This is a genomic window from Mesorhizobium hawassense (genome assembly GCF_003289945.1).
GTDB classification, from domain to species: domain Bacteria; phylum Pseudomonadota; class Alphaproteobacteria; order Rhizobiales; family Rhizobiaceae; genus Mesorhizobium; species Mesorhizobium hawassense.
On sequence record NZ_QMBP01000004.1, the window covers coordinates 68,059 to 91,936 of the forward strand.

22 protein-coding genes are annotated in these 23,878 nt (G+C 63.8%); 12 read left to right on the forward strand and 10 right to left on the reverse strand.

Translation table 11 applies throughout. The features are described 5' to 3' along the window. Positions 1 to 12: 12 nt before the first annotated feature. The 9 genes from pbpC to DPM33_RS10525 all read left to right on the forward strand — a co-directional run bounded on the left by pbpC (position 13) and on the right by DPM33_RS10525 (position 10,236). On the forward strand, positions 13 to 2,103 hold the full coding sequence (gene pbpC / locus DPM33_RS10485; RefSeq protein WP_245442070.1) for a penicillin-binding protein 1C: 2,091 nt from the start codon (positions 13 to 15) through the stop codon (positions 2,101 to 2,103). A 46-nt stretch (positions 2,104 to 2,149) separates the two neighbouring features. Next, complete coding sequence (locus DPM33_RS10490; RefSeq protein WP_112097365.1) at positions 2,150 to 2,902, forward strand: M15 family metallopeptidase; 753 nt, start codon at positions 2,150 to 2,152, stop codon at positions 2,900 to 2,902. A gap of 203 nt (positions 2,903 to 3,105) precedes the next feature. Then, entirely contained in the window at positions 3,106 to 4,134 is a 1,029-nt protein-coding gene (locus DPM33_RS10495; protein ID WP_112097366.1) for a sulfate ABC transporter substrate-binding protein, read from the forward strand. Positions 4,135 to 4,198: 64 nt separating this feature from the next. Next, positions 4,199 to 5,050 carry a sulfate ABC transporter permease subunit CysT gene (cysT, locus tag DPM33_RS10500; RefSeq protein WP_112097367.1) on the forward strand — a complete coding sequence of 284 codons (852 nt, stop codon included), beginning with the start codon at positions 4,199 to 4,201 and terminating at the stop codon, positions 5,048 to 5,050. Continuing rightward, the gene (gene cysW, locus DPM33_RS10505; RefSeq protein WP_112097368.1) at positions 5,043 to 5,927 is read left to right on the forward strand and encodes a sulfate ABC transporter permease subunit CysW; all 885 of its coding nucleotides are present in this window, start codon (positions 5,043 to 5,045) and stop codon (positions 5,925 to 5,927) included. Before cysT ends, cysW begins: the two co-directional genes overlap by 8 nt. A 68-nt stretch (positions 5,928 to 5,995) precedes the next feature. Beyond that, positions 5,996 to 7,036, forward strand: a complete 1,041-nt coding sequence (locus DPM33_RS10510) for a sulfate/molybdate ABC transporter ATP-binding protein (RefSeq protein ID WP_112097369.1) — start codon at positions 5,996 to 5,998, stop codon at positions 7,034 to 7,036. 200 nt (positions 7,037 to 7,236) lie between these two features. Then, positions 7,237 to 8,223: a sulfate ABC transporter substrate-binding protein gene (locus tag DPM33_RS10515; protein ID WP_112097370.1), complete on the forward strand. Its 987-nt coding sequence runs from the start codon at positions 7,237 to 7,239 to the stop codon at positions 8,221 to 8,223. Positions 8,224 to 8,484: 261 nt separating this feature from the next. After that, on the forward strand, positions 8,485 to 8,934 hold the full coding sequence (locus DPM33_RS10520; RefSeq protein ID WP_027167615.1) for an RrF2 family transcriptional regulator: 450 nt from the start codon (positions 8,485 to 8,487) through the stop codon (positions 8,932 to 8,934). A 156-nt stretch (positions 8,935 to 9,090) separates the two neighbouring features. Beyond that, positions 9,091 to 10,236: a hypothetical protein gene (locus DPM33_RS10525; protein ID WP_112097371.1), complete on the forward strand. Its 1,146-nt coding sequence runs from the start codon at positions 9,091 to 9,093 to the stop codon at positions 10,234 to 10,236. A gap of 28 nt (positions 10,237 to 10,264) precedes the next feature. Here DPM33_RS10525 and DPM33_RS10530 read toward each other — a convergent pair whose 3' ends face one another. The 7 genes from DPM33_RS10530 to DPM33_RS10560 form a co-directional block, all read right to left on the reverse strand. Beyond that, on the reverse strand, positions 10,265 to 10,777 hold the full coding sequence (locus DPM33_RS10530; protein WP_245442071.1) for a gluconokinase: 513 nt from the start codon (positions 10,775 to 10,777) through the stop codon (positions 10,265 to 10,267). Between the two features lie 50 nt (positions 10,778 to 10,827). Next, positions 10,828 to 11,814, reverse strand: coding sequence for an ABC transporter permease (locus DPM33_RS10535; protein ID WP_112097372.1), 987 nt, complete (start codon positions 11,812 to 11,814; stop codon positions 10,828 to 10,830). Beyond that, positions 11,811 to 12,791, reverse strand: coding sequence for an ABC transporter permease (locus tag DPM33_RS10540; protein ID WP_112097373.1), 981 nt, complete (start codon positions 12,789 to 12,791; stop codon positions 11,811 to 11,813). The genes DPM33_RS10535 and DPM33_RS10540 overlap by 4 nt, the downstream gene beginning before the upstream one ends. Then, the gene (locus DPM33_RS10545; protein ID WP_112097374.1) at positions 12,788 to 14,332 is read right to left on the reverse strand and encodes a sugar ABC transporter ATP-binding protein; all 1,545 of its coding nucleotides are present in this window, start codon (positions 14,330 to 14,332) and stop codon (positions 12,788 to 12,790) included. The genes DPM33_RS10540 and DPM33_RS10545 overlap by 4 nt, the downstream gene beginning before the upstream one ends. 72 nt (positions 14,333 to 14,404) lie before the next feature. Beyond that, complete coding sequence (locus DPM33_RS10550; protein ID WP_112097375.1) at positions 14,405 to 15,529, reverse strand: sugar ABC transporter substrate-binding protein; 1,125 nt, start codon at positions 15,527 to 15,529, stop codon at positions 14,405 to 14,407. A 299-nt stretch (positions 15,530 to 15,828) separates the two neighbouring features. Beyond that, a complete protein-coding gene (gene gntR, locus DPM33_RS10555) occupies positions 15,829 to 16,857 on the reverse strand; it encodes an HTH-type transcriptional regulator GntR (protein WP_112097376.1) in 1,029 nt (342 codons plus the stop codon). A gap of 167 nt (positions 16,858 to 17,024) precedes the next feature. Beyond that, positions 17,025 to 18,242 carry an MFS transporter gene (locus tag DPM33_RS10560; protein WP_425373491.1) on the reverse strand — a complete coding sequence of 406 codons (1,218 nt, stop codon included), beginning with the start codon at positions 18,240 to 18,242 and terminating at the stop codon, positions 17,025 to 17,027. 162 nt (positions 18,243 to 18,404) lie between these two features. On the opposite strand from DPM33_RS10560, the gene DPM33_RS10565 reads away from it, so the two are divergent. Next, complete coding sequence (locus DPM33_RS10565) at positions 18,405 to 18,692, forward strand: DUF3175 domain-containing protein (protein ID WP_112097377.1); 288 nt, start codon at positions 18,405 to 18,407, stop codon at positions 18,690 to 18,692. A 25-nt stretch (positions 18,693 to 18,717) separates the two neighbouring features. Here the strand turns inward: DPM33_RS10565 and DPM33_RS10570 are convergent, their stop codons facing one another. Beyond that, complete coding sequence (locus tag DPM33_RS10570) at positions 18,718 to 19,494, reverse strand: FadR/GntR family transcriptional regulator (protein ID WP_112097378.1); 777 nt, start codon at positions 19,492 to 19,494, stop codon at positions 18,718 to 18,720. A 102-nt stretch (positions 19,495 to 19,596) separates the two neighbouring features. Then, on the reverse strand, positions 19,597 to 20,493 hold the full coding sequence (locus tag DPM33_RS10575) for an NAD-dependent epimerase/dehydratase family protein (RefSeq protein ID WP_112097379.1): 897 nt from the start codon (positions 20,491 to 20,493) through the stop codon (positions 19,597 to 19,599). Between the two features lie 133 nt (positions 20,494 to 20,626). On the opposite strand from DPM33_RS10575, the gene DPM33_RS10580 reads away from it, so the two are divergent. Further along, positions 20,627 to 21,565, forward strand: coding sequence for an NAD(P)-dependent oxidoreductase (locus DPM33_RS10580; RefSeq protein ID WP_112097380.1), 939 nt, complete (start codon positions 20,627 to 20,629; stop codon positions 21,563 to 21,565). 101 nt (positions 21,566 to 21,666) lie between these two features. On the opposite strand, the gene DPM33_RS10585 is transcribed toward DPM33_RS10580, so the two are convergent. After that, on the reverse strand, positions 21,667 to 22,656 hold the full coding sequence (locus DPM33_RS10585; protein ID WP_112097381.1) for a sugar-binding protein: 990 nt from the start codon (positions 22,654 to 22,656) through the stop codon (positions 21,667 to 21,669). A 455-nt stretch (positions 22,657 to 23,111) separates the two neighbouring features. Between DPM33_RS10585 and DPM33_RS10595 the strand changes: the two genes are divergently transcribed. Further along, on the forward strand, positions 23,112 to 23,855 hold the full coding sequence (locus DPM33_RS10595; RefSeq protein ID WP_112097697.1) for an ATP-binding cassette domain-containing protein: 744 nt from the start codon (positions 23,112 to 23,114) through the stop codon (positions 23,853 to 23,855). The last annotated feature ends 23 nt before the right edge of the window (positions 23,856 to 23,878 follow it).

Here is a 23,878-nt window from a genome sequence, read left to right on the forward strand (position 1 = left end):
AGGGGCAGCGCCATGCTCTCCGGAAGATTTCTCAGACGAACCGCCATCGCAGGCGCCTGCCTCGCTGGCTTCGCGGCGCTTTCGATAGGCGCGCTCTGGGAACTCGACCGCGCCTTCCCGCCGCCGCTTCCAGCAAAGCTGACGGTCTCCACCGAGGTCCAGGATCGCGACGGCCAGCTGCTGCGCGCCTTCGCCACGCCCGACGGCTACTGGCGGCTCGAAACCCGGCTCGACCAGGTCGACAAGCAGTTCGTCGAAATGCTCGTTACCTATGAGGACAAGCGCTTCTGGGATCACCGGGGCGTCGACGTCATGGCGCTTTGCCGCGCCGCCGGTCAGTTCGTCACCAGCGGCCATATCGTGTCCGGCGGCTCGACCTTGTCGATGCAGCTCGCCCGGCTCATCGAGCCGCGTGACAGCCGCAGCCTCGGCTCCAAGCTCAAGCAGATGCTGCGCGCCATCCAGATCGAGCGGCGGCTTTCGAAGCAGGAAATCCTCGAACGCTATCTGACGCTGGCGCCCTATGGCGGCAATCTCGAAGGCGTCCGTGCCGCCTCGCTCGCTTATTTCGGCAAGGAGCCGAAGCGGCTCACCGTCTCGGAAGCCGCCCTCCTCGTGGCGCTCCCGCAATTGCCGGAAAAGCGCCGGCCGGACCGCAACCTCGACATCGCCCATGCCGCACGCGACCGCGTGCTGACCCGCATGGTCTCGGCCGGCAAGCTCGGCGAACGCGAAGCCGCGCGCGCCGCGCTCGATGATGTTTCCGGCCTGCGCCGCAAGCTGCCGGCGCTGGCCGCGCATGCCTCCTACGCCATGCTGCCCAGGGCCGTGCCCGGCAAGCCGCTGCAGCTCACCATCCGCAAAAGCGTGCAGCAAGGGCTGGAGCAGGTGGCAAGGGATGCCGCCAGGAAGCTCGGGCCAAAGCTTTCCGTCGCCATGGTCATGGCCGACGCGCGCACCGGCGACATCCTCGGCGAAGTCGGCTCCGCCAATTTCTTCGACGCCAGCCGCTCCGGCTGGATCGACATGACAAAGGTGGTGCGCTCCCCTGGCTCGACGCTGAAGCCTTTCATCTACGGACTTGCCTTCGAGCAAGGACTGGTGGCGCAGGAGATGATCATCGAGGACAGCCCGGCCGATTTCGGCGGCTACCGTCCGAAGAATTTCGACATGGGTTACCAGGGCGACGTCTCGATCCGCCAGGCGCTGCAATTGTCGCTCAACGTGCCGGCGATCCGCGTGCTCGACGCGGTCGGTCCGGCGCGGCTGACGGCGCGCTTCCGCCAGGCCGGCGTCAACCCGATCCTGCCGGTCAACGAGGCGCCGGGTCTGGCGATCGGACTCGGCGGCGTCGGCGTGACCTTGCGCGACCTGGTGCAGCTCTATACGGGGCTCGCCAATGGCGGCAAGATGCACACGCTGCATGACGGCACCGAGCCGGCCAATGCCGAGCGCATCACAGCCACTATCCTCGACGATCAAGCGGCCTGGCAGATCAACGACATCCTCTCTGGCGTGAAGCCGCCGGAAGGCGCCATGCAGCGCGGCATCGCCTATAAGACCGGCACGTCCTACGGCTATCGCGATGCCTGGTCCGTCGGCTTCGACGGCCGCTATGTGCTGGGTGTGTGGGTCGGCCGCGCCGATGCCAGTCCCGTCCCTGGCCTGTCGGGCTACGTTTCGGCAGCCCCCATCCTGTTCGAAGGTTTCGTGCGTTCCGGCCTTGCCAGCGTGCCGCTGCCCGGCCGGCCGCCGGGCGTCTTCAATCCCAAGCGCGAGGAATTGCCGGTGACGCTCGCCCGCTTCGGCGCCGGCGCCGACGGACTGGTGCAGGCGACCGCAACCGAGCCGGCGCCGACCATCATCTTCCCGCCCAATGGCGCCCGCGTCGACCTCGGCACCAATTCGGCCAATGCCACCCCGCTGGTGCTGAAGCTGCAGGGCGGCCGCGCGCCGTTCCGCTGGCTCGCCAACGGCAAGCCGCTCGCCGGCATCGACCGCCGCCGCACGGCGACATGGCAGCCAGACGGCACCGGCTATTCGACGCTGACCGTGATCGACGCCGCCGGCCGCGCGGCGAGTGTGAAGGTTTTCGTTGAATAGGATGCGGCAAGCGTCGAAGCTGCCAATCTCCCCCCTTGAGGGGGAGATGCCCGGCAGGGCAGAGAGGGGGGCTTCGCGCCGACCTCTATTGGGAGCATTCTTCGCAGCGCTTGCGCTAGCAATCGCGAGCCCTCTCCCGGCTCACGCCGATCCCCTGCCCGCCGGCTTCGTCAGGCTGGCCGATGTCGACCCGACCATTCGCCAGGACATCCGCTACGCCGGCCCCGAAAACTTCCTGCACCGCAAGGCCGACGGCTATGACGCTCCCGTCTGCATCCTGACCACGCAAGCGGCGAAGGCTTTGTCGCGCGTCCAGAAAGCGATGACCGAAAAAGGCCTGACACTGATCGTCTTCGATTGTTATCGACCCGCGCGGGCCGTCACCGACATGGGCAAGTGGACACGGGAGGGCGGCCCTCCCGATCCCCAATGGTACCCGACGGTCGAGCGCGGCGATCTCATCGCCAAGGGTTATGTCGGCGAGTTGTCCAGCCATTCGCGCGGCTCGACGGTCGACCTCGCCATCGCCGGGGCCGGCAAGACAGGCCCCGTACCTCCGGCCTGTGGCGCGCCGGACGGCGGAACGCTCGATTTCGGCACCGGTTTCGACTGCTTCGATCCGATGAGCGAGACGGCGCACCGCCCTCTTCCCGCCGAAGCGGCGGCCAACCGCAAGATGCTGCTTGCCGCCATGCGCGCCGCCGGCTTCCGTAACTATGCTCGCGAATGGTGGCATTTCACCTTGGCAAAAGAGCCTTTTCCGAAACAGCGCTTCGATTTTCCAGTCACCGCCGATTAAGGCGTACCGGGCTTGTCCTGGCCCCGGTCGTTTCTAATTGGGTTGGCGGATAAAGAGCCGCGCGGCTGCCTGCTGAGGAAGTTATTTCCTCAATTACCCCAAGCTCGGCGAAAAATTGCTTCGAGGAGGTTAAAAAGGCAACATTCAATGCATCTAATTTCTATAAACTCGGTAGAGTTCGCAGCAGTTCAACGGAGGCGGAAATGACCAACCCTCATTTCAGGAAACTGCTCGGCGCGCTGGTCGCCACATCTGTCCAGTTCGGTACGCTCGGTTTCGCGTTCGCCGATACCACCATCTTAAACGTGTCCTACGACCCGACACGTGAGCTTTACAAGGCCTATGACGAGGCCTTCGCCGCGCACTGGAAAGCCGAGACCGGCGAGACGGTCACCATCCAGCAGTCCCATGGCGGATCCGGCGCCCAGGCCCGCGCCGTGATCGACGGCCTCGACGCCGATGTGGTGACGCTGGCGCTCGAGGGCGACATCAATGCCATTGTCTCAAAGTCGCAGAAGATCAACCCCGACTGGCGCAAGAAATTCGAAAACAACTCAGCGCCTTACACCTCGACTATCATCTTCCTGGTGCGCAAGGGCAATCCCAAGGGCATCAAGGACTGGGGCGATCTGGTGAAGGACGGCGTGCAGGTGATCACGCCGAACCCGAAAACCTCTGGCGGCGCGCGCTGGAACTATCTTGCGGCCTGGGCCTATGCCAACGCGCATGACGGCAATGACGAGGCCAAGACCAAGGAATTCGTCAGCAAGCTCTACGCCAATGCTCCGGTGCTCGACAGCGGTGCCCGCGGCTCGACCGTCACCTTCGCCCAGAAGGGCCTGGGCGACGTGCTGATCGGCTGGGAGAACGACGCCTATCTGGCGCTCGACGAATTCGGCGCCGACAATTTCGACATCGTCTACCCGCCGACCTCGATCCTCGCCGAGCCGCCGGTCGCCGTCGTCGACGCCAATGTCGACGCCAAGGGCACGCGCAAGGTGGCCGAAGCCTATCTTTCCTGGCTCTATTCGAAGGAAGGCCAGACCATCATCGCCAAGAACCATTATCGCCCCGCCAAGCCCGAACTGGTGCCGGCTGAGGACCTCGCCAAGCTGCCACAGATCAAGCTGGTCACCATCGACGACCCGCAATTCGGCGGCTGGAAGAAGGCGCAGCCTTACCATTTCGGCGACGGTGGTATATTCGACCAGATCTACAAGCCGGCGCAGTGAGAGGCCGGCCTCAAAAACCGGCGACTGCGATCTGGTTGAGTAAGAAGGGACGATCCAGAACAGCATGACCACAGCACCCGCTCACGCGGGGTGGCGATTCAGACAGCCGAGTGTCATTCCGGGTTTCGGACTGACGCTCGGCTTCTCGCTTGCCTACCTCACGCTCATCATCCTCATCCCGCTTTCGGGGCTCATTTGGCGCTCGGCAGCGCTCGGCTGGACCGATTTCTGGGCCTTGGCCACCGACCGGCGCACGCTCACGGCGCTCAAGATCAGCTTCGGCACCGCCTTCATCGCCGCCGCGGTCAACGTCGTCTTCGGCACTTTGGTCGCCTGGGTGCTGGTCCGCTACCGTTTCCCCGGCCGCCGGATCGTCGACGCCATGGTCGACCTGCCTTTCGCACTGCCCACCGCGGTCGCCGGCATCGCGCTCACCACGCTCTATGCTCCCAGCGGCTGGCTCGGCAAATTGCTGATGCCGCTCGGCATCAAGGTCGCCTACACGCCGCTCGGCATTGTCGTGGCCCTGGTCTTCATCGGCCTGCCCTTCGTCGTGCGCACCGTCCAGCCGATCATGGAGGAGTTGGACAAGGAGGTCGAGGAGGCCGCCGCCACGCTTGGCGCCAGCCGTTTCCAGATCATCACCCGCGTGCTCTTGCCAGGCCTGGCGCCTGCCATCGTCACCGGCTTCTCGCTCGCCTTCGCGCGCGGCGTCGGCGAGTACGGCTCGGTCATCTTCATCGCCGGCAACCTGCCCTACAAATCCGAGATCGCGCCGCTTTTGATCGTCATCCGGCTGGAGGAGTACAACTACCCTGCAGCAACCGCGATCGCCGCGATCATGCTGGGGTTGTCCTTCGCGATGCTCTTGGTCATCAACCTGGTGCAGACATGGAGCCGCAAGCGCTATGGCTGATCCCGAGATCAAATCCTACGAGCCACTGCATGAGAGTCGCTCGGCCGCGGTCACCGAAAGCCGGCCCGTCCGCATCGCGCTGACGATCGTCACACTGGTCTTTCTCGGCGTCTTCCTGCTGTTGCCGCTGATCATCGTGTTCAAGGAGGCCTTCGCCAAGGGGGTTGGCGCCTATTTCCAGTCCCTGGGCGATGCCGACACGCGCTCGGCCATCCGCCTGACGCTGCTGGTGGCGGCGGCCTCGGTGCCGCTCAATCTCGTCTTCGGCATTTCGGCCGCCTGGGCTATCGCCAAGTTCGAGTTCAAGGGCAAGGCGTTCCTGACCACGCTGATCGACCTGCCCTTCTCGGTCTCGCCGGTCATTTCCGGCCTGGTCTATGTGCTGCTGTTCGGGGCGCAAGGCTTGCTCGGCGCATGGCTGAAGGCGCATGGCATCCAGATCCTGTTCGCCGTGCCCGGCATCGTTCTGGCAACGATGTTCGTCACCTTCCCCTTCGTCGCCCGCGAGCTCATCCCGCTGATGCAGGAACAAGGCAATGGCGACGAGGAGGCAGCACTCTCGCTTGGCGCCAGCGGCTGGCAGGCCTTCTGGTACGTGACGCTGCCCAACATCAAATGGGGGCTGCTCTACGGCGTGCTGCTCTGCAACGCCCGCGCCATGGGGGAGTTCGGCGCGGTGTCGGTGGTGTCGGGCCACATACGCGGCCTCACCAACACCATGCCGCTACATGTCGAGATCCTCTACAATGAATACAACGCCGTCGGCGCCTTTGCGGTCGCTTCGCTGCTTGCCGGCCTGGCGCTGGTGACGTTGGTCTTGAAAACGCTTCTCGAGATGCGCTACGGCGCCGAACTGGCCGCGACGCGCGGGCACTGAGGAATATCTGTCGCCCGAAGCCCGGGGGCTTCGGGACAACGGCAGCGTCAACGAATTGAGGGATTTGTATGGAAGTTCGCGTCGTCAACGTGCGCAAGGAGTTTGAGCGGTTTCCGGCGCTCCACGACGTGTCGCTCGACATCCGGTCGGGCGAGCTGATCGCGCTGCTCGGGCCGTCCGGCTCCGGCAAGACGACGCTGCTGCGCCTGATCGCCGGCCTGGAGCGCCCGACCAAGGGCGCGATCTTCTTCGGCGAGGAGGATGCCTCGCAGAAGTCGATCCAGGAGCGCAATGTCGGCTTCGTCTTCCAGCATTATGCGCTGTTCCGCCACATGACGGTCGCCGACAACATCGGCTTCGGCCTGAAGGTCCGGCATGGTGCCGCGCGGCCGCCGGCGCAGGAAATTCGCCGCCGGGCGCTGGAACTGCTCGACCTCGTCCAGCTGTCGGGACTGGAAAAGCGCTATCCCGCCCAGCTTTCCGGCGGCCAGCGCCAGCGCGTGGCCTTGGCCCGCGCAATGGCGATCGAGCCGAAAGTGCTTTTGCTCGACGAGCCCTTCGGCGCGCTCGATGCCCAGGTCCGCCGCGAGCTGCGCCGCTGGCTGCGCGAGATCCATGACCGCACCGGCCACACGACCGTCTTCGTCACCCATGACCAGGAAGAGGCGCTGGAACTCGCCGACCGCGTCGTGGTCATGAGCCAGGGCCGCATCGAGCAGGTCGGCACCGCCGACGATATCTACGACACGCCGAACTCGCCCTTCGTCTACTCCTTCATCGGCGAGTCGAGCTCGCTGCCGGTCAAGGTCGAGAATGGCGAGGTCTGGATCGCCGACCGGCCGATCGGGCTCCAGGCGCCGCATGCGCCGTCCGGCGAGGCGGTTCTCCACTTCCGTCCGCACGATGTCGACCTGGTCGACGGCTGCAGCGGCTGTATCGCCGGCACGGTCGCCGCCAGCCGCCGCGTCGCTGGTACCAGGCGCGTCGAGCTCGAGGTCGGCGGCGAACGCCAGCGCGTCGAGATCGAGCTGCCGGTCGACCATCCCGCCGCGCAGAAGAGCCGAGTCGCCTTCAGGCCCAGGCGTTGGAAGCTTTTTCCGGCGGGCTGACTTTCCGACTTCGACAGCCAGCACTTCTCTGCCTTGAGCGCACCATGAATCTGTCTGAAAGATAATCCTATCAAACGGCTGTTTCGGCGTGAGATTTTCCAGTCGCCAGGCATCAGATCGGCCGGCATGTCTCGTGACGGTCACCCTCCGCCGCTATGCTTGTCGCCAAAGTCCCGCTTTGATTTTCTCTGGAGCGTTTCATGAAGCGTCTATTGCTCGGCATCGCGGCTGTTGCCGGTCTCGTCCTCGCATCCTCCCAAGCCTGGTCGGCCGATAAGCTCTTGAATGCATCCTATGACGTTGGCCGGGAGTTGTTCGCCGACATCAACAAGGCCTTCATCGCCAAGCATCCCGGCATCACCATCGACCAGTCGCATGCCGGCACCTCGGCGCAGGCGCGCGCCATCGCCGAGGGTCTTGCCGCCGATGTCGTCACCTTCAACCAGGTGACCGACGTCGACTTCCTGGTCAAGAAGGGTCTCGTCTCGGCCGACTGGCAGAAGGATTTCGCCGACAACGCCTCGCCCTTCTATTCGCTGCCGTCCTTCCTGGTGCGTGCCGGCAACCCCAAGCACATCAAGGACTGGAACGACCTGGTGCGCAACGACGTGCAGGTGATCTTCCCGAACCCGAAGACATCCGGCAATGCGCGCTACACCTATCTGGCGGCAACCGCCTACGCCAAGGAAGCCTTCAAGGGCGACGACGCCAAGGTGAAGGAGTTCATCACCAAGCTGTTCAACAACGTGCCGATCTTCGACACCGGCGGCCGCGCCGCCACCACCACCTTCGTGCAGCGCGAGATCGGCGATGTGCTGATCACCTTCGAGTCGGAGACGCGCGGCATCCGCAAGGAATATGGCGACGACAAATTCGAGCAGGTCACGCCTTCGGTCAGCCTGCTGGCCGAATTCCCGGTGGCGATCGTCGACAAGGTCGCCGACGAGCATGGCAGCCGCGATCTCGCCAAGTCCTATCTCGATTTCCTCTACACGCCGGAAGGCCAGGACATTGCCGCCAGCAATGGCATGCGGGTTCGCGATGCGACGGTCGCAGGCAAGTACAAAGCCGACTTTCCCGATGTGCGCCTGCTGACGGTGGAAGAGGTCTTCGGCGGTTGGGACAAGGTGCAGAAAGAGCATTTCGCCGCCGGCGGCTTGCTCGACCAGGCCTATGGCAGCCGCTAGCGGCTCAACCTGAAGGACGTCCGGAAGTAAAACGATGGGAGCCGGCTTTGCCGGCTTCCTTCATGAAAGCGGCCGGCATGAGTTCGCGGGGGGAAATCCTGCCCTCAACGTGAAAAACGTTACGAAGAATCAACGCGTTTGTGCCTAAGCTGCACCGGCAAATTGTTGGTCCAGAGAGTGTTCAACTGTCAAACTGTCATGATTTGCACACAAACAACCGCCAGATGCAGACGCATTGGGGTTTGATGAACTGAATCGGGCATGCTGACCAAAAAAGGCAAATACGGCCTCAAGGCCCTCGTGCATCTTTCCAGCCTGCCGGCCGGTCAGCTTGCTTTCGTCAACGACATCGCGGTCGCCAACAACATACCGAAGAAATTCCTGGATGCGATCCTCGGCGAGCTGCGCAATGCCGGTTTCGTCCAGAGCCGCAAGGGCAAGGAAGGCGGTTATCGCCTCGCCCGGCCCGCTTCCGAGATCAAGATCGGCCATGTCGTGCGCGTGCTAGACGGGCCGCTGGCGCCGATCCCTTGCGCCAGCCGCACGCAGTACCAGCGCTGCGAGGATTGCGACGAGGCAACCTGCCAGGTCCGCCACATGATGCTGGAAGTGCGTCAGGCGATCGCCGAGGTGCTGGACAACCGCAGCCTCGCCGCCATGCGCGACGCCGACAACGACGACTTCCCGGCAGAATTGACGTCTCAGATCTAGAGCGGGATAAGTGTGCTCGGCCTCGGCGACATCGCCGTTGCCCTCCGTCTGCGGTTGCGCCAGACGGGACGTCGCCTTTCCTGACTTATCGCCTTCGGTTGCCAGTCTGCCTTGGACGCAGTAAAGCGGCTGGAGGATGAAACAGGGCTCTGACGCATGAGGCTGCCTTGGCTTGGCAATTCCCGCAAGGCCAACCGGCAGCCAACGTCCAGCGACATCTTCCACACCGAGATCATTGCCGACGTGCCGGTGCCGGAGCGCGGTGAAGCCGTTCGCTTCTTCAGCCGCAAGGTCGTCCGCCCCGGCAAACTGCGCCGCTTCTCCAACCGCGACCTGCGCGAGAGCCTGCTGTCCTGCTTCTATCTCGGCGTCGCGGCGACGCTGCCGGTCCCCTGGTGGGAGCCGATTTGTGGCTGGGCGTCCGGGTTCAGGCGCAAGCGCCACTTTCGCAAGGAGTTCGCCCGCTACGATGTCGCGGTGAAGGCCGTGCTCGGCGATGCGGTCGACACGAAGAGCATGTTCGAAGCCCAGCTCGCCGCGCTTCACACCCGACGGCTGGTGCTTGCGGCGCATCTCGTGGCCGGCTGGCGCTGGTCGCCGGTGATCCGCCTGGAAGGCCTCGAAGGTCTGCGGGAGGCGCTGCGCAAAGGATGCGGCGCCATCATATGGTGCGACCAGTTCGCGGCACAGACGATCATAGGCAAGCGAGCCCTGCGGGAGGCCGGTGTCGATGCCCACCAGGTGAGCGCGCAGTATCACGGCTTCTCCCCGAGCCAATTCGGCTTTCGCGTCATCAACCCGCCGCTGGTCAAGGTCGAGAACCGTTTCCTCAAAAGCCGGATCGTCTTTGAACGCAGCGACACCTATCAGGTCACAACGCGCATCCAGAAACTGCTGAAGGCAAACGGTGTCGTGCTGATGACCAACACCGTCTATGCCGGCTCCGCCTTCGCCGAAGCCGCGATGGGCGAGCGTGGCTGGACCCACCTTGCCTCGGCGCCGGCAAACTTCGCGGCGCGGGCCGGCGCGGCGCTGTTTCACATGGCGACCATCGAGACTATCCCGTTTCGCCAGTACCGCGCGCTCGTCAGCGAGTTGAGCGCGGGCCTGCAAGTCCCCGCATCGCCGGTAAAGGACACGACGGCCAAGAACCTCGCCGTTCAGGCGGGATTTATCCTATCGAAGCGCGACCATATGCTGGAAACGCTCAAACTCTGTCCGGAACAGATGATGGCTTGGTCGAGCGCTACGCGGCTGACCGAGCGGCCGAGCGAAGCCGCGATCGGCAACGACGGCGCCTGAGCTTCAATTTTTTGGGGTCTGCTGGGCTTCATTGACCTTGGTCGAGAATCTCTTTCAGGATCCCCGCAACACTTTGCGTGCCATCGACCGTCACCGCCCTTTCGTCCGCGGCAGGTTCTTCCAGCGTGGCGAACTGGCTGTCGACCAGGCTTGCCGGCATGAAATGGCCCTTGCGATTGGCGACCCGCCGCCAGGCGGTTTCGCGATCGATCTTCAGATAGAGGAAGACGATGCCGGGACAGAAGCGGCTCAGCCGCTCGCGGTAGCCGCGCTTCAGCGCCGAGCAGGCCGCAACCGCTTTGCGTCCGCCGGCAACGGAGCTCGCGATACGCTCGCCTATGGCGTCGAGCCAGCCCTCGCGCAGCGCGTCCGTCAGCGGCTCGCCGCGCGCCATGCGCGCCACGTTCTGCGGCGGATGCAGCCGGTCTCCTTCGATGAAGTCGGCGCCCATCGCCTTGGCGAGCGCCTCGCCGACGGCCGTCTTACCGCAACCGGCAACACCCATCACGACGATGGCCGGCGCCACCCGAAGATCGTTCATGCAAGGCTCCGGGATCCGCGATCTTGCGCCCACCTATGCCTCATCCACGGTTAGCGGCTTGCCGGCGCGCGCCCGTAGAGCAGAAGCATAGCGACGATGACGACACCATAGATGATCTGCCGCCCCGCCTCCGGCATCTGCATCACCGAGAGGATGGATTGCAGGAGCGTGATCAGGATCACCCCCGCGACCGTGCCGAGATAAGAGCCCCGCCCGCCAAGGATCGACGTGCCGCCGAGCACGACGGCGGCGATCGACGGCAGCAGATAGGCATCGCCCATCGACTGCGCCGCCTTCGACGCGTAGCCGGCCAAAAGCACGCCGCCAAACGCCGACAGCCCGCCGGAGACGGCGAAGGCGATCAGCACGATGCGCCGCGTGTCGATGCCGGAAAGGTAGGCGGCGCGCTCGCGGTTGCCGATGCCGTAGACCGAGCGGCCGAAGCTGCTGCGGGTCAGCACGAACACCATCGCGGCGCCGATCAGCGCCCAGATGATGACGGCATTGGGGACGCCCGGAATGGTAAAACCGGTCGCTAGGTAGCGCATCGCCGCCGTCGCCGAATCCTGTGGCGAGAAGCCGCCCGTATAGACCACCATCAACCCTTGCGCGACGGCGTTGGTGGCTAAAGTAATGATCATGGAAGGAATGCGCAGATAGGCGACGCCGATGCCGTTGACGATGCCGATGGCGACGCCGCACAGCACGCCGAAGGGGATGGCCAAAGCGACACCGACCGGTCCATAGGCAGCCGCCGCGCAGGCCATCATGGCGCCGGCCGCGACCGCCCATGGCACGGAGAGGTCGATCTGGCCGAGCAGGATGACCAGCATCATGCCGGTGGCGATGACGCCGAGGAAGGACGCGACCTTCAACTGCTGCAGAAGATATTCCGGGGACAGGAAGCTGCGCGAATAGAGGCTGCCGAGGAAAAGCAGCAGCACGATGCAGGCGAAGGCGGTGACGACGGCCGGATCGGCGCGTCGCAGAAACTTGGGCATGCGGCCGGCGATGCCGCCGAGTGTCGTCTCGCTCACAGGAACCACTCCAGCCGGTTGCGCACCCGAAACAACGCGAAAGCGCCGAGGCTGACCGCGATCAACAGGATAACGCCCTGGAACAGCGGCTGCCAGAGCGGATCGAAGTCGAAGACGAACAAGAGGTCGCCGATGGTGCGGAAGGCGAGCGCGCCGAAGATCGCGCCGATGGCGCTGCCCTTGCCGCCGAACAGCGACACCCCGCCGAGCACGACGGCGGCGATCGAAAACAGCGTGTAGGCGTTGCCGCTCGCATAGGCCGCCTCGCCCGTATAGGTGAAGAAGGTCAAGAACAGGCCGCCGATGGCCGCAAGCAGGCCGGCAAGCGTGTAGGCCAGAAACTTGCCCCTGCGGATCGGCACGCCCGACATGTAGGCCGCCGTCTCCGAAGAGCCCGCCGCATAGGCGGCGCGACCGAGTTCAGAGCGGCTGAACGGCACCCAGACGACGAGCACGACGGCGAGCAGCGCCACGAGGCTCGCCGGCACCACGCCGAAGAAGCGCCCGGTCAGGAAATCCGCAAGGTCCTCGTTGACCGAGCCGCCGGGAACCGGACGCAACAGCAGCGCGAGACCGAAAAAGACGGCGCCCGTGGCGATGGTTGCCACGATCGGCTGCAGCCGGCCGTAGATCACGATGGCGCCGTTGACCGCGCCGCAGAGCAGCCCGGTGCCGAGCACCGCCAACACGCCAAACGCCGTCTCCAGACCGGTGCCGATCACCAGCCATGAAGCCATGCAGTTGGTGAGCGTGAAGATCATGCCGACCGACAGATCGATGCCGGCGGTGATCACCACCAGTGTCTGCGCCATGGCCACGAAGGCAAGCAGCACGCCCTTATTGGCGGCGGTCTGCACGACATTGGCGGTGAAGCCGGCCGGATGGTTGGCGCTGTAAATGGCGAACATGACGATGAAGATACCAAAGGCCAGAAGCGTTCCGCGCTGCTCGGCCAGCCAGTAGCGCCAGTCCTTCACGCCTTCCCTCCTAACCCTATGCGGGTGTCATCGCCGTGGATGTTGAGCGCGCTGGCGATCAGCGCGTGCTCGGTGATCCCGTCCCCGACCAGCTCGCGTTTGACCGCGCCGTCATAGAGCACCAGCACGCGGTCGCAGCAGCCGATCAGCTCGTCATAGTCGGTCGAATAAAACAGGATCGCGGCGCCCGCATCCGCCAGCTTGCGCATCAGCTGATAGAGTTCCTGCTTGGTGCCGACATCGATGCCGCGCGTCGGATCGTTGAGCAGGATGATGCGCGGCTGCCGCATCAGCCATTTGGCGATGACGACCTTCTGCTGATTGCCGCCGGAGAGCGCGCCGACAGGAATGTCGAGACCCGCCGTCTTGATGGCGAGCAGCCCGACCATGTCGTCGATCAGCCGCTGCTCGGCGGCACGGTCGATGATGCCCGCTTTCGACAATCTGTCGAGCGCCGCGAAGGACAGGTTCTCGCGCACCGTCATCGGCAGCATCAGCCCTTCGGTCTTGCGGTCCTCGGGGATCAGCGCCATGCCGATGCCGCCATGGCTGGCCGCGGTCGGGCTGGTGATCGAAACCGGCTTGCCATCGATCAGCACGTCACCGCGCAGGCCGCGCAGCACCCCGAAAAAGGCAAGCAGCAATTCGCGCTGCCCCTGCCCGTCGAGACCGCCCAGGCCCACGACTTCCCCTGCCCTGACGCTGAGCGAGATTTTGTCCAGCCGATCGGCCCAGGAGAGGTTGCGTGCTTCGAGTACCGGCGCGGCGGCCGGAGCGGAACCGGGTTTCGGCGGGAAGATATGGCTGTATTCGCGGCCGATCATCAGTTCGACCACCTCATTGTCGCTCTTCGAGCCGGCCGGGTAGCTTGCGACATTGCGGCCGTTGCGGAACACCGTGCAATGGTCTGCGAGTTCGGCGATCTCGTTCATGCGGTGCGAGATGTAGAGCAGCGCCAGTCCCTCCGAGCGCAACCGCTTCAACACTTCGAATACCTTGGCGACATCCGCCGCCGTCAGCGCCGAGGTCGCCTCGTCGAGGATCAGGATGCGCGGCTTGCGGGCCAATGCCTTGGCGATCTCCACCATCTGCCGGCGCGACAGCGGTAGATCCTTGACCAGGGCGCGCGGATGGATGTCGGAAGCGCCGGCGCGCGCCAGCGCTTGTTCCGCGATTCGCCGCTGCGCCCTGCGGTCGATCATGCCGAAGCGTTTCGGCGGATCGGAAATGACGATGTTGTCGGCGACGCTCAATTCGGGGATGAGCGACAATTCCTGGAAGATGCAAACGATGCCGGCCTGATTGGCCGCGGCCGGCGAGGCGAAATTCACCTCGCGCCCGTCGAGCGTCATCATGCCTTCGTCGGGCGCCACGACGCCCGCCATGACCTTGATCAGCGTCGACTTGCCGGCACCGTTCTCGCCGAGAATTGCGTGGATGCCGCCGGCGGTGACCGTCAGGTCGGCCTTTTCCAAGGCCCGCACGCCGCCATAGCGCTTGGATATGCCCTCCATGCGGAAGAGCGGAGCCGCGCCGTCCATCAACCCTCCCCGGCCGGTTTCGATTGGCATAGGAGACGGTGCCGCGGGCTCGCCGCGGCACCGTCGGTCAGACTACTTGTTTTCCTTGGTCTGGCCCATGATTTCCTGCGCGGTGAAATTGATGCCGCAGGTCGGGAAGGAATTGCCGACGAAGAAATTGTCGGACTGGTCGGGGAAGAAGTCCTGGCCGGCCTTGAAGTTCGGATCCTCCACGATGGCCAGCGGCAGCTTGACCGACTGCGGCACGACATTGCCTTCGAGCGCCGAGATCGCCGTCTTGATGGCGACCGCGACCTGGGCCGGGCCGGTGCCGGCGGACGAGCATTTCAGCCCGTCACCCGCATGCGCTGCGCAGAATTTGCGGAAACCGTTTTCCGTCTCGCCGCCGAACGGCACGAATGGATGCTTGGCGTCGATCATCGCCTGCACGATGCCGGTATCGCCGCCCTGTCCGGTGATGCCGTCGAACGGCCCGCTGGTGGCGATCGCATCGGCCGTGGCCTTCTGCGCCACACCGTCATCCCACTTGCCGACGACCTCGGTGACGGCCCACTTCTTGCCAGACCCGTCGAGCACCTCGTGGATGCCGTTATGGCGATCGGTGTCGACGGACGTGCCGGCGACGCCGCGCACCTCGAGCACCTTGCCGCCGTTCGGCACATGCGCGACCAGCCATTTGCCCCAGAGCTCGCCCAGGCCCTTCTGGTCGACATTGACGTTGATGGCGTCCTTGGTGTCGAGGATGTTGTCGAAGGCGACGAGCACGACGCCGGCTTCCTTGGCGCGCTTGATCACCGGCCCGAAGGCGGTCGGATTCTGCGCGTTGACGACGATTGCGTCGAAACCGGAATCGATGAAGTTGTTGATCGCCGAAATCTGCGCCGGCACATCCTCACCGGTCGAAACGACCTTGAATTCCTTGAGTTTCTTGGCGACGTCCGGCTGCGCCGCGTAGGCCTTGGCCGTCTGGATCATCTGGATGCGCCAGGTGTTGGCGATATAGCCGTTGGCGAGCGCGATGCGGTACGGACCGTCCTTCTTCGGAAACTGGAAAAACTGCGTGTCGGCAGCCCAGGGCGCGAAGCAGTCCGGCTCGGCCGCCGGTCCCTTGACCACTTCAGGTCCGGCGATCGCCGACGAACTCAGCATGACGAATGCAGTGGCGGCAACGACGCCGCCAACGAGTGACTTGATCATCGATATTCCTCCCAGTTGCAGTTCTGCTTGTCTTGTAATGAATTCCGGCGCTCCCGGCTGGCATCCTCCGCACAGCCGAACACCTCGACAGGACGGCCGCGTCGCCCTGATCCTCCCCTTCCCCTCACCTCTCCTGGCAGTTTAGGAAACTATCATATTATACATAATAAACAAGCGCGGACTGTTGCTTATGTATAATAAACAGCCTCCCAATCTTGCCGAATGTTGATTTTACAGACAAATGGTAGCGCTACCATGCAAGGGTGTAAAGCGGCGCCTTCGACATTTTTCCGTGTTCTTCAACGCGCGGTGCTCTCGCGCCGCATGAGCTCGAAACCGAGATCGACGATGCGCTGTTCCGGTGGGTTTCCGGCAATCGCTGCCAGCGCCATGGCGACGGCGCGGGTGCCGATTTCATAGCGGTGCGTACGCACGCTGGTGATCGAGGGAAACGACACATGCATCATGTCGAGATCGTTGAAGCCGACGATGCCGATCTGCTTCGGCACGTCGATCGACGCGCGATGGCACTCGAACAGGACGCCGAGCGCGATATCGTCATTGTTGCAGAAGACGCCGTCCAGCGTTGGCATCTTGGCCAGCGCGTCGCGGAACAGTTCGCGCCCGAGCGTCACGCTTGACGGCACCGGCGTCGTGGTGATCAGCCGCGGATCGAACAGACCGGCGGCCTCCATGGCGGCGCGATAGCCGGCAAGACGCCTCTGCGAACGCGGATCCATCCGCGCGCCGATGAAGCCGATCCTGCGGTAGCCGGCCTGCAGAAGATGCTCGGTGGCCGTCCTGCCGCCGTCGAGATGGGAAAAGCCGACCATCATGTCGACCGGGTCCGGCCCGGTCTCCATCACCTGCACCACCGGGCAGCCGGCATTCTCCAGCAGTCGCCGCGCTCTGGGCGTCTGGTCGATGCCGGCCACGATCAGCGCCGCCGGGCGTTGCGATCCGAAGACCTGCAGCAGCCGCTCTTCTTCCAGGCCGGAATAATGCGTGTTGCCGATCTGGATGCGGAATGGGCTGTCGGAAAGGCTGTCGTAGATGCCGCGCACCACCTCGGCGAAGACATTGTTGGTGAGCGAGGGCACCAGCACGCCGAAGACTTCGGCCCGCGCCGACGCAAGCGCGCGTGCGTTCGGGTCCGGAACATAGCCGAGTTCGTCGACCGCGGCCTGTATCTGCCGGCGAAGGTCTTCCGACACCCGGCCGGGCTCGCGCAACGCGCGCGATACCGTGATCGCGCCGACGCCGGCCTTGCGCGCCACGTCGGCAATGGTCGGGCGGCCGCCGCCACGACGGGAGCGCGGCTTGGTCAAAGGCGAACCTCGTGCAGCAAATACCGCCCGCTGCGCGCGTGCAATGCCATTGACCCTGGTGTCACCATCTCGCAGGCCTGTATCGCGTTCATTGGCCTTGGCGTCGCGCAGCCGCGATTTGTTGTCAAGCCGAAGCGTCTTCCTGGAAAAGCGCCGACGTAAGCCCGTCAGGCCGCGACGGCGTCGCTGCGTCTTGCCTTCCAGAACACCAGAACCATCGCCAGGATGTTGAGCAGGTTCCAGGCGATCCCGTTCAGGAAGGCGGCCGAATAGGAACCAGTGAGGTCATAGATCCAACCCGACATCCAACCACCGATAGCCATGCCGAAAATGGTCGCCATGATGACGATACCTACGCGTTGACCAGCCTCTTTGGCGGGCATGTATTCCCGCACGATGATCGCATAGCAAGGCACGATGCCGCCTTGCGAGAGCCCAAACACCAGCGAGACGGCGTAGAGCGAGGCGAGCCCGTCGAAGGGAATGTAAAAGAACAGCGACAGGCATTGCAGCACCGAACCGATCAGCAAGGTCCTCACCCCGCCGATCCGATCGGCGACGAAGCCGGAAGCGAGACGGCTGACGACGCCGGCGGCCATCATCATCGAAAGCATGTCGGCGCCATGCGCGACGCCATAGCCGAGGTCCATGCAATAGGCGACGATATGCACCTGCGGCATCGACATCGCTACGCAGCAGCCGAGACCGGCTATCACCAGCAGCATCTGAAGTGCCGCCGGCGACAATGCAATCGGCTGGACCAGGCGCGTGCCTGGCGAGCCTGCCACAACCACTGGAGCACGCCGGCGCAGCATCAGAACCAGCGGCACCATCGTCACCAGGCATGCGATGCCGATTCCCAGATAGGTGAAGCGCCAGCCCTCCGCCCTCATCAGCGGCGGTATGATCGCCGGCCAGACTGTTCCGGCGAGATAGCTGCCGGACGCGGCCGCAGCCACCGCAACGCCGCGCCGACGATTGAACCAGTGCGAGATGTCGGCGATCAGCGGTCCAAAAATCGCCGATGTCCCCAACCCGATCAGCAAGCCTTGAGCGAATGTGAATTGCAGGATTGAACTGGAAAGCGACGCCAGCAGGAAGCCGGCAGCCAGCGCCGTTGAGGAAACAAGCGCCGGGATCCAGTAACCGACACGATCGATGGCGCGCCCGACCAGCACATTGCCGGCCGCGAAGCCAACCATGGTCGCGGTGTAAGGCATCGAGGCCGCGGCGCGATCGACGCCGAACTCGGCCTGGACCGCCGGCAGAACGACGACCACCGCCCACATGCCGACGCCCCCTATGGTCGCCAACAACACCGAAATGGCCAACCTCGTCCAGGCATAACTGCTGTCTATGCCTGAGGGCGCTGCATTGCTGGAGATCGTCGTCAAGGCGTTCCTGTCCGCTGTTCTCGAAGTCGGCGGTTCGGCCTCCACTATCGGCGTATTTCCCGAACCGAGCAGCGCCACGACGGGCAATTCCGTGGCTCCAGAACCGGAACCCGCTCCACTTCATGGAGTTTTGCCTGAAGGAAGGAGTTCGCCATGACCGCCAGGAAAAAATGGTCGGCCGACGTGACCGAGCACAGCGACGCCATGGATCTCGAGGACCACGTCTTCGAATCCGACGACGCCAAGAAGATTGCCGCATCGTTGAAGCGCTCGGCCGAGCACAGCGACCGCCGCAAGGCGGAGCCGTTCCAATCTGCCATGTCGATGCTGAATTTCTACATCAACCGCGCCGGCAGGAACCTGCCTGACGAGCGCAGAGAGGTGCTGGAAAGGGCGAAGGACGAACTACGTGCCGCCTTCGGCCGAGAGAAGCAGGATTAGCTCTCTACCAGCGGCCGGAGCGGCCTCAACGAGATTGAATCACTTCGTCGGTATTGGCCAGCAGCTTGCGCACCGCATTGCGCGCCGCATCCGGCCGTTGCAGACGGATGCTCCTTTCGATCGCCTCATGCAGCTTCTGGGCATGGTGCAGATCGTCCAGCTCGCGCGTCGTATAGGTGAAAAGATGGTCGAAGGCGGATTCGATCAGCACGCCGAGCGGTACCAGCAGGTCGTTGCCGGAGGCCCTGAGGATGGCGAGGTGGAAGCGCGTGTCGGCGCGCGTCCGCTCCTGCAGGTTGGTGGCCTCGCCCATCTCGCGGCAAGCCTGGCTGATCTCGGCCATCTGCTCGTCGGTGCGCCGCATCGCCGCGAACGCCGTCGCTTCCGGCTCGATGATGTGGCGGAATTCCTGCACGGTCTTGAGGAAAACCTCGCGGTCCGGCGCCGTCGCGTACCAGGACAGCACGTCGCGATCGAGCAGGTTCCAGCGTTCCTTCGGTTCAACCCAGCTGCCGATCTTCGGCCGCGACGCCAGCAGGCTCTTTGCCATCAGCATCTTGATCGCCTCGCGCACCGCCGATCGGCTGACGTCGAAGGTCTCGGACCATTTCGCTTCGTTTGGCAGGATGGTGCCCGGCGGATAGTCGCCGCGCACGATCCGAAGGCCGATTTCGCTGGCTAGAGAGGTGTGCACGCTGGCGCCGGGAATGCGCGGCGCGTCGGCCCGCCGAACGCCGGCCGGACGCTCCGCGGCCGCCTTTTTCGTCGGCTTCTTTTCGTTGTTCGGCTTCGCGTCCCGCATGTGATCCAGAAAATCCGGTTTTCAGGGGCTGTCAAGCATGGCGAGCAAGCTTTGCCACAAGGCGCGAGGATGTGCACAGCTCAACAAGCATTTGAGGGCAGCTCACACGGTTTTGACGTATTTGCGCCAGCTGTGCTCGGGCCGGAAGCCGAGCATGTCGCGCGCCTTGCGGTTCGAAAGCAGCGTCTCGTATTCACCAAGCTCTGCCTTGACCGGCACGCCCGGATAAAAGCGCTTCAACAGTTCCGCGGTCGGCAGGTCCGATGACGTGTCGTCATTGGCTGCGTTGAACACCTGATACCCCAGCCCATCCTTCTCGATGGCGCGCAAGGTGATCTGGCCGAGATCACGCGCGTCGATGTAGCTCCAGGCGATGCGCTTGCGAAAACCCGGATCGGCGAACCATTTCGGGAACAGCGAATATTCATGCGGCTCGATGACGTTGCCGATGCGCAGCGCATAGATGTCGAAGCCGCTGCGCAGCGCGAAGGCGCGCGCCGTCTTCTCGTTGACGATCTTCGACAGCGCGTAAGAGTCCATCGGGTCGACATCGAAATCCTCATCGAGCGGAAAATGCGTCGGATTGCGCGGCTCGTTGGCGAAGACCAGGCCGTAGGTCGTCTCCGACGAGGCGATGATGACCTTGCGGATGCCGAGCTTCACCGCCGCTTCGATGACATTGTAGGTGCCCATCGCATTGATGCGGAACACCTCGTTGTCGGGCGTGATCATGATGCGCGGGATCGCCGCGAAATGCACCACGGCGTCGACCGGCTGGGCTCTCAGCGACGGGTCGAATTCGTGCAGGCCCATATAGCTCGACAGCGCGTTGAAGATCTGGCCGCTGTCGGTGATGTCGGTTATCAAAGTGCGCACCTTGGGATTGTCGAGCGGCTTGGTGTCGATGTTGAGCACCTGGCAGCCATGCTCGACCAGATACTGCACCACATGGCGGCCGGCCTTGCCACTGCCGCCGGTGAACATGATCCGCTTCGTCATTGCCGCTCGCTCCGCATCGCTTGGAAATAAGGTGTATTGTCAGACAATATTGCATTCCGCAACCATATGCGGCAAGAACGAGAGCGCAATTATCGATAATCCCCCGAACGGCACAGATCACAGGACAAACCCCATGCCCACGAACGCGGCGCGCGAAAAAATCGGCTTCATCGGCCTCGGCCTGATGGGACACGGCATTGCCAAGAACATCGTCGACAAGGGCTATCCGCTGACCTTTCTCGGCCGCAAGAACCGCAAGCCGGCGGAAGATCTCTTGGGACGCGGGGCACATGAAGCCGCGACATCCAAGGAAGTGGCGGCGGCTTCCGACATCGTCTTCATCTGCGTGACCGGCTCGCGCGAGGTTGAAGAGATCATCCGCGGCCCGGGCGGGCTGAAGGAAGGCTTGAAGAAGGGTGCGGTCGTCGTCGACTGCTCGACCTCCGATCCCGTGTCGACCGTGGCGCTGGCCGCCGAACTCAAGGCAATCGGCGTCGAATTGGTCGACGCGCCGCTCAGCCGCACGCCGAAGGAAGCCTGGGAAGGCACGCTCGATGCGATGGTCGGCGCGCCGGATGCGCTGTTCGCCCGGCTGAAGCCGGTGCTCGAGACCTGGGCCGGCCGCATCGTCCATATCGGCGATACCGGCGACGGCCATCGCATGAAGCTGCTCAACAACTTCATCTCGCTGGGCTATGCCGCGATCTATTCCGAAGCGCTCACGCTTGCCGAGAAGGTCGGCATCTCGCCGCAGCGTTTCGACAGCGTCATCCGCAATGGCCGCATGGATTGCGGCTTCTACCAGACCTTCATGCGCTGGACGCTGGAAGGCGACCGCGACGCGCATAAATTCACGATCGCCAACGCGTTCAAGGACCTGACCTATCTGGGTTCGATGGCGGGCGCCGCCGGCATCGCCAACCCGCTCGGCAACGCCACCAAGAATTCCTTCGCGACGGCGCACGCCGCCGGTCCCGCCGAGCAGTATGTGCCGATGCTCGCCACCCATATCGGCAAGCTCAACGGCGTCGACCTGATGCCCTCGAAGGACGGCGTGAAGCAGAAGATTTGAGAGCGGGACGCCCTGCTCAACCTCAAAAGCTGGCCTTGGAAGAAATCAGGGGCGCCTTGCGGGCGCCCCTTTTACATTTGGCTGTGGGTTACAGCTGTGGCCTACTTCTGGATGCAGGTGTCGGCCGTTTCCTTGGTGCATTCGTCGAGGCCGGTGAAGACCGGATCATCGACCTTCTTGCCGCCGATGAGGTCGAGCATCACCGAAGGGGCCTTATAGCCCATTTCGAACGGCCGCTGGCCGACCAGCGCGGTGACCAGGCCTTCCTTGGCGATCGCCACTTCGTCGCCGATCGTGTCGGCGGCGCCGATGACGAACTCGTTCTTGCCGATCTTGTCGGCCATCGGCTTGAACAGGTCGCGATAGGGCTGCGGGGCGCCGAACAGCGGCCAGCCGCCCATGATGCCGAAGGCGTCGAGCTTCGGATTGGCGGCGAGGATGTCGGTCATCGCCTGCACGCCCTTGGCGCCGTCGTCATTGGTGAAGACAGGGCAACCGGCGACTTCGGTCCAGCCGCCTTCGCCGGCAAGTGCTGCAAGGCCGTCCTTGCCCGACAGCGCATCGCGCATGCCTTGCGCGCGGCGCAGGATGTTGTCGGCGGCGGGATTGCCTTCGATGGTGCAGATCGTGCCGCCATTCGGCTTGGCCTTCTTGATGTATTCGCCGATCTTCTTGCCCATCGTGTAATTGTCGGTGCCGAGATACGTCTTGCGAAGAGCGGCGTCTTCCTTGGTCAAGTCGGCGTCGACAGTCATGATCGGGATCGACGGATTGGCGCTCTTGATCGTCTGCGCGATCAGCGGCGCGTTCGACGGCGAGATCGCCATCGCGGCCGTGTCGGGCTTGCTCAGCATGTCCTGTACGATCTGCGCTTCGCCGGCCTCGTCCGAGGTCGATGCCGGGCCGGTGTAGAAGCACTCATATTCCGAGCTGGCGTTTTCCTTGTTCCATTTCTCGCAGCCCTGATGGATGGCTTCGAAGAACGGATTGTCGAGACCTTTCACGACGATGACGAGCTGTTTCTTGGCCAAAGCCGGCCCGGCGCCCAACGCCATGGCGGCGACGGCGGCAAGCAAAAGTGTTTTCCTCATATCAGTCCTCCCTTGAAACAGACGGACACCGCGTGCCCGCCACACCGACCAGCCCGGATGCAAGAGAACACAGGGAGCGTCTGAGTAGCGCTCGTGTCCAGAGCCGGGCTGATAAGCATTTGCCGATCCGTAACCAGGTCAACGAACACTGGCTCTTCCGGATCCTTGACCTTCAAACCATTTGCCCCTTACGCCGTATACGCGCTCGACGGGCAAATTATTCCTCCGAGGCTAGCTAATATCGGCTTTTCGCCAACGTCAATTCCTATTTGTCCTACAAAACCGATTTTTCGTCGAGTCTCGAAATTAATCGTCTGACAATTGATTGACGCCTTTGCCGGCTTTTGCCTAAATGCATGGATCGCGCCGTTCGGGAGGAGATGGACGGGCGGGACGCAAGCGACGCCGGCGAGCCGGCAAACTGCTGCGTCGACAAATGGGGAGGCTTAAGGCTGGTGTCGGTTCTCGAACTCGCCAACATCTCGAAGCATTTCGGCGCCATCCAGGCGGTCAACGACGTGTCGTTCTCGCTGGAGGCCGGCGAGGTCGTCGGCCTGATGGGCGACAACGGCGCCGGCAAGTCGACGCTGGTCAAGATGATCGCCGGCAATTTCCACCCGAGCCATGGCACCATGCATCTGGAGGGCAAGGAGCTTGTCCTGCACAAGCCCGCCGATGCCCGCCAGCACGGCATCGAGATCGTCCACCAGGACCTTGCGCTCTGCAACAATCTGACGGCCGCGGCAAACGTCTATCTCGGCCGCGAGCTGCGCCGCGGCTTCGGCCCGTTCCGCATCCTCGATTATGGCGCGATGTACAAGCGCGCCGGCCAGCTCTTCGCCGAGCTGAAATCCGAAACGCGGCCGCGCGACCTGGTCAAGCAGATGTCGGGCGGCCAGCGCCAGGCGGTGGCGATCGCCCGCACCATGCTGTCGCAGGCCAAGATCGTGCTGATGGACGAGCCGACAGCGGCCATCTCGGTCCGGCAGGTCGCCGAAGTGCTGAATCTGATCCGGCATTTGCGCGACCAGGGCATTGCGGTGGTGCTGATCAGCCACCGCATGCCCGACGTGTTCGACGTCGCCGACCGCGTCATCGTCATGCGGCGTGGCCGCAAGGTGGCCGACAAGAAGATCGCCTCGAGCTCGCCCGAGGAAGTCACCGGGCTGATCACCGGCGCCATCGAACAGGTTGCGTAATTGCGTGGACCCGGCGTCCCGCC

Excerpts from the sequence above, each read along its gene's own strand:
- DPM33_RS10520 (WP_027167615.1), top strand. The coding sequence starts at position 8,485 with ATGCTGACCAAAAAAGGCAAATACGGCCTCAAGGCCCTCGTGCATCTT.
- DPM33_RS10490 (WP_112097365.1), top strand. The coding sequence starts at position 2,150 with ATGCCCGGCAGGGCAGAGAGGGGGGCTTCGCGCCGACCTCTATTGGGA.
- DPM33_RS10580 (WP_112097380.1), top strand. The coding sequence starts at position 20,627 with ATGCCCACGAACGCGGCGCGCGAAAAAATCGGCTTCATCGGCCTCGGC.
- DPM33_RS10495 (WP_112097366.1), top strand. The coding sequence starts at position 3,106 with ATGACCAACCCTCATTTCAGGAAACTGCTCGGCGCGCTGGTCGCCACA.
- DPM33_RS10515 (WP_112097370.1), top strand. The coding sequence starts at position 7,237 with ATGAAGCGTCTATTGCTCGGCATCGCGGCTGTTGCCGGTCTCGTCCTC.
- DPM33_RS10575 (WP_112097379.1), bottom strand. The coding sequence starts at position 20,493 with ATGACGAAGCGGATCATGTTCACCGGCGGCAGTGGCAAGGCCGGCCGC.
- DPM33_RS10550 (WP_112097375.1), bottom strand. The coding sequence starts at position 15,529 with ATGATCAAGTCACTCGTTGGCGGCGTCGTTGCCGCCACTGCATTCGTC.
- DPM33_RS10585 (WP_112097381.1), bottom strand. The coding sequence starts at position 22,656 with ATGAGGAAAACACTTTTGCTTGCCGCCGTCGCCGCCATGGCGTTGGGC.
- DPM33_RS10525 (WP_112097371.1), top strand. The coding sequence starts at position 9,091 with ATGAGGCTGCCTTGGCTTGGCAATTCCCGCAAGGCCAACCGGCAGCCA.
- DPM33_RS10565 (WP_112097377.1), top strand. The coding sequence starts at position 18,405 with ATGACCGCCAGGAAAAAATGGTCGGCCGACGTGACCGAGCACAGCGAC.
- DPM33_RS10530 (WP_245442071.1), bottom strand. The coding sequence starts at position 10,777 with ATGAACGATCTTCGGGTGGCGCCGGCCATCGTCGTGATGGGTGTTGCC.
- DPM33_RS10545 (WP_112097374.1), bottom strand. The coding sequence starts at position 14,332 with ATGGACGGCGCGGCTCCGCTCTTCCGCATGGAGGGCATATCCAAGCGC.
- DPM33_RS10510 (WP_112097369.1), top strand. The coding sequence starts at position 5,996 with ATGGAAGTTCGCGTCGTCAACGTGCGCAAGGAGTTTGAGCGGTTTCCG.
- cysW (WP_112097368.1), top strand. The coding sequence starts at position 5,043 with ATGGCTGATCCCGAGATCAAATCCTACGAGCCACTGCATGAGAGTCGC.
- cysT (WP_112097367.1), top strand. The coding sequence starts at position 4,199 with ATGACCACAGCACCCGCTCACGCGGGGTGGCGATTCAGACAGCCGAGT.
- pbpC (WP_245442070.1), top strand. The coding sequence starts at position 13 with ATGCTCTCCGGAAGATTTCTCAGACGAACCGCCATCGCAGGCGCCTGC.
- DPM33_RS10570 (WP_112097378.1), bottom strand. The coding sequence starts at position 19,494 with ATGCGGGACGCGAAGCCGAACAACGAAAAGAAGCCGACGAAAAAGGCG.